Source organism: Butyrivibrio sp. WCD2001, from assembly GCF_000424485.1.
Classification (GTDB): Bacteria; Bacillota; Clostridia; order Lachnospirales; family Lachnospiraceae; genus Butyrivibrio.
Map to the genome: position 1 here is coordinate 1 of NZ_AUJZ01000044.1, position 4,042 is coordinate 4,042.

A 4,042-nucleotide genomic window follows, 5' to 3' on the forward strand; every position below is an offset into this window, starting at 1 on the left:
GTCTCTCCTTCTACATATTCCATCACTATGTAGGCAGTATTATTCTCTTGAAAGAAATCCTTAACGTGAACAATACCCGGCAGATCCGAAAATTTAGCCAGACTTCTCGCCTCTCTGACAAAGCTGTCTTTCCACTTTTCATATTGAGGGCGATCGCTGGAAGTATAATTTGTGACCATGCTGGTGACGCCGGACTCTCTGGTTACAAATCCGTTGGGATAAAATTCTTTAATTGCGACCCTGATTTCCAGATTTAAATCGAGACCTATATATGTTATTCCAAACCCACCTTCACCAAGTACATTCCCTACCAGATATTTACCCTGCAAAATCGTATATGGCTTCAGTGCATGCGTATTAGATTCTTCAGTCTGATTATTCCTATATCCGCAATAAGGACAGACATGACTACTTTCACCCATGTCTTTCATACAGTTTGGACAAATATGAGTAATATCTATATCATTCAAATCAGCCCCTCCTGATGATAATTACTCTAGACTATTATTAATTATCCTATAATCCGTTAAAAACATAATAAAAAAATGATAAAAAATGAGTAAATATTTTGCCTCAGCCATGCTTATGCAGTTCTATAATTCATGCATAAATGTTCAGAAATATCCTGTACTACTTCTTTCATTATCCAAAGATCAATATGGTTTATATTGCAAATTATTCCTTTCTTGATAGTTCTTGATAAATGCAGCATTATTTTTCTCTATCCCATATAATGTCCCATCAAAGTACGGATTAGGTTCATACCATGATAAACTTCTAAAATAGTTATTTAACTCACTTGATTTGAAAATATACCCATGTCTGGCATAGATTTCATTCCTTGCATAAGTTAATTCTTTTGCGGATAGGCCGCCCAAGTCTGATTCTGTCAATGCATATTCACTGCTATACCAAAGTATATATTCCGAGTATCCACTTCTTGCTGCAAGATTTTCCTCATATGCTTTAGCCGCTGCATCAAAATCAACTAATTCACCTGTAATACTATTTGTCCATATGCCTGTTTTTTTATTAAAATCATAAAATCCTAATGTCGACGATGTTGTTGTTGCATACGGGTCATACAACCATATAGTAACCGTCTCATCAGTTTCATGATCAATCTCAGCAGCAATATTATTAGTACCGTAATACGTTGCATAATAAATCATAATTGTATCTTTTAGGTCATCATAATTAATATTTACTGAATTAGTGGGAGTACTATTTGTCTCCTCTTTGTACTCTTGTGTATCTAATTCATTTTGAGGCTCTGATTGTGTGTCAATTGTATTAGTATCACTCTCAGAAGCAGGACCAGTAGCAGTACTTGTTACTTCCTCACTTCCAGTAGCCACAGCTAAATCATCAGATACATCATCTTTTTTTACATTCTGATAAACAATGACAAACAATAGAATGAGTACAATAGCAGTCAATCCCGCTATACATGCAAAATATATTTTTTTCTTGTCATGAACTCCTTTGTCTTTTGCTTGAATAAATTCAGAATTATTTTGTACCAATTCAACACCATGAATATTTTGTGCTGATTGCACAGTATTAGTGTTTTGTATGGACTGCCCCGCATATGAATCCTTATAACTAGCATTACCACCAGTATTGTCGTACAGCTTGGCTTCCAGCTCCCCCATTGTTTTGATTCGATTTTCTGCTAAGACAGCCAGACCGTTAAGTAGTGCTGATTCCTCACTCTTAGTTATGCTAATTCCATACGAAGAAGGATACTTCATAGTATCCTGTCTCATACGCTCCATGGATTCTGGAGGCTTTTCTCCAGTTATGCAACGGTATATCGTTGCACAAAGTGCATATACATCTGTCCACGGTCCCTGATTACCCTTTGATCTGTACTGCTCTTCTGGAGCAAACCCTGGTTTCAGCAATACGGATAAGCTCCTGTCATCACCGTTGCCAAAATCTCTAGCAGCGCCAAAATCTATAAGTTTTACGCTGCCGCCTTCCTGAATCATGATATTATCCGGACTGATATCCCTATGAATTATCTGAGCCTGATGTATCTTAGCGAGTGACTGTATTACCGGCCTCATCATCGAAAGTGTTTCCTGAACAGGCATTTTTCCGCCACAGTTTTTCAAATGGCTTTTAAGAGTCTCTCCTTCTACATATTCCATCACTATGTAGGCAGTATTATTCTCTTGAAAGAAATCCTTAACATGGACAATACCCGGCAAATCCGAAAATTTGGCCAGACTTCTCGCCTCTCTGACAAAGCTGTCTTTCCACTTTTCATATTGAGGCCGATCACTGGATGTATAATTTGTGACCATGCTGGTGACACCTGACTCTCTGGTCACAAATCCGTTGGGGTAGAATTCTTTAATTGCGACCCTAATTTCCAGATTTAAATCGAGACCTATATATGTTATTCCAAATCCACCTTCGCCAAGTATGTTTCCTACCAGATATTTCCCCTGTAAAATCGTATATGGCTTCAGTGCATGTGAATTGAATTCTTCAGCCTCACCATTCCTATATCCGCAATAAGGACAGACATGACTACTTTCACCCATGTCTTTCATACAGTTTGGACAAATATGAGTAATATCTATATCGTTCAAGCAAATCCTCCTAGCGATTATCGCGCTTTAACAACTCTAATTATTCGGTATACAGTTAAAAACATGATTAAAAAAATCCAATAATATCTATGCTGTACCCCTTTTTTCAAAAAATAATAGTAAAAAAAGACTAAATGGAATATTTCTCAATTTGTTTTTACCTGCGTTTCTGATATCCACCCTTCAACCCAATTACCATTGAAATAATATTGAATTTTGTACCATACCTTTCCGTTGTCTTCACGTGTCACCCCGTCAATAACATCTAATACTTCTCCTGTTGATATCGTCGTTATTATGGCATATTCTGTCCCAGGTCCAGTCCTCATATTCACATAGCCATCGGATGCCGTAACAGTAACTGTAAACATTACATTGTTATATACATATGCATATTCATCTGATGTATCAGAGCCACTATACTTTACATATGTACACTCATAATTTCCATTAGAATCGTACACATCCAATTTATATTTTCCGTTATCTAATTTAGGGTAAAAATAATATCCTGCTTTAGAACCAGAATATTCAATTTCTCCATAAAATTTGTCATTTCCTTTATAATAAAGTGTTCCGTTAAACTCATTACCTCTAAAATTCTCTCTTACATATCCACATTCCGAATTACTTATCCCATGTGCATACAATTCAAAATATAGGATAGTATCCATCCATCCTTCATCATATTCTCCACTCCAATCTAAATAATCTCTATAATCACCTTGAACTTCTATATTATCAGTCTTATTATCATTACCTGAATCAGAGGGCGTGCTCTCTGTACTTTCTGTATCATCCTCGTCTACCGTCTCACTTTCTGTACCAACATCAACTGTATTTTCTATCCCCGATTCTGTACTAATATCACTACTCTCAGTTTCACTTTTTTCTACAATCTCTTCCTGCTCCGAAATAATTTCCTTATCCTTAGAATTCTGATTCACAGTAACTTGAGCTTCATCGTAATACTTATTGTTTCTACTAATCCCAAAAACAAAACCAAATATCAAAAGGAGTACAACCACAGTCAATGTAGCAATGCATGCAATGTACATATTTTTCTTGTCTGGAACACCCTTATTATTAGCAGTTCCAGAATATAAAGAATTATCCGTATCATTTTGTAAGGAATCAGCTTCATATGTGGTCTGTCCTATCTGTCCCATGTCGGTACTTTGTAAAGACTGAACAGGATTTGAATTATTAAAACCGGCATCCACCTCTGTGTTATCGTACAACTTGACTTCAAGCTCTCCCATTGTTTTGATTCGATTTTCAGCTAAGACAGCCAGTCCGTTAAGCAGTGCTGATTCCTCACTCTTAGTTATGCTAATTCCATACGAAGAAGGATACTTCATAGTATCCTGTCTCATGCGCTCCATGGATTCCGGAGGCTTTTCTCCAGTTATGCAACGGTATATCGTTGCACAAAGTGC

The 4,042-nt window shown here is 36.7% G+C and carries 2 protein-coding genes and 1 pseudogene; all 3 read right to left on the reverse strand.

Going from position 1 to position 4,042, the window contains the following annotated elements:
- Positions 1 to 470 (reverse strand): annotated as a pseudogene (locus tag G630_RS22630) (leucine-rich repeat protein); the annotation flags it as partial.
- A 183-nt stretch (positions 471 to 653) separates the two neighbouring features.
- Complete coding sequence (locus G630_RS23920; RefSeq protein ID WP_049946290.1) at positions 654 to 2,603, reverse strand: protein kinase domain-containing protein; 1,950 nt, start codon at positions 2,601 to 2,603, stop codon at positions 654 to 656.
- Positions 2,604 to 2,749: 146 nt separating this feature from the next.
- Positions 2,750 to 4,042: SH3 domain-containing protein (locus G630_RS0117610; RefSeq protein ID WP_026499352.1), on the reverse strand; the 1,293-nt coding region annotated here is incomplete at its 5' end.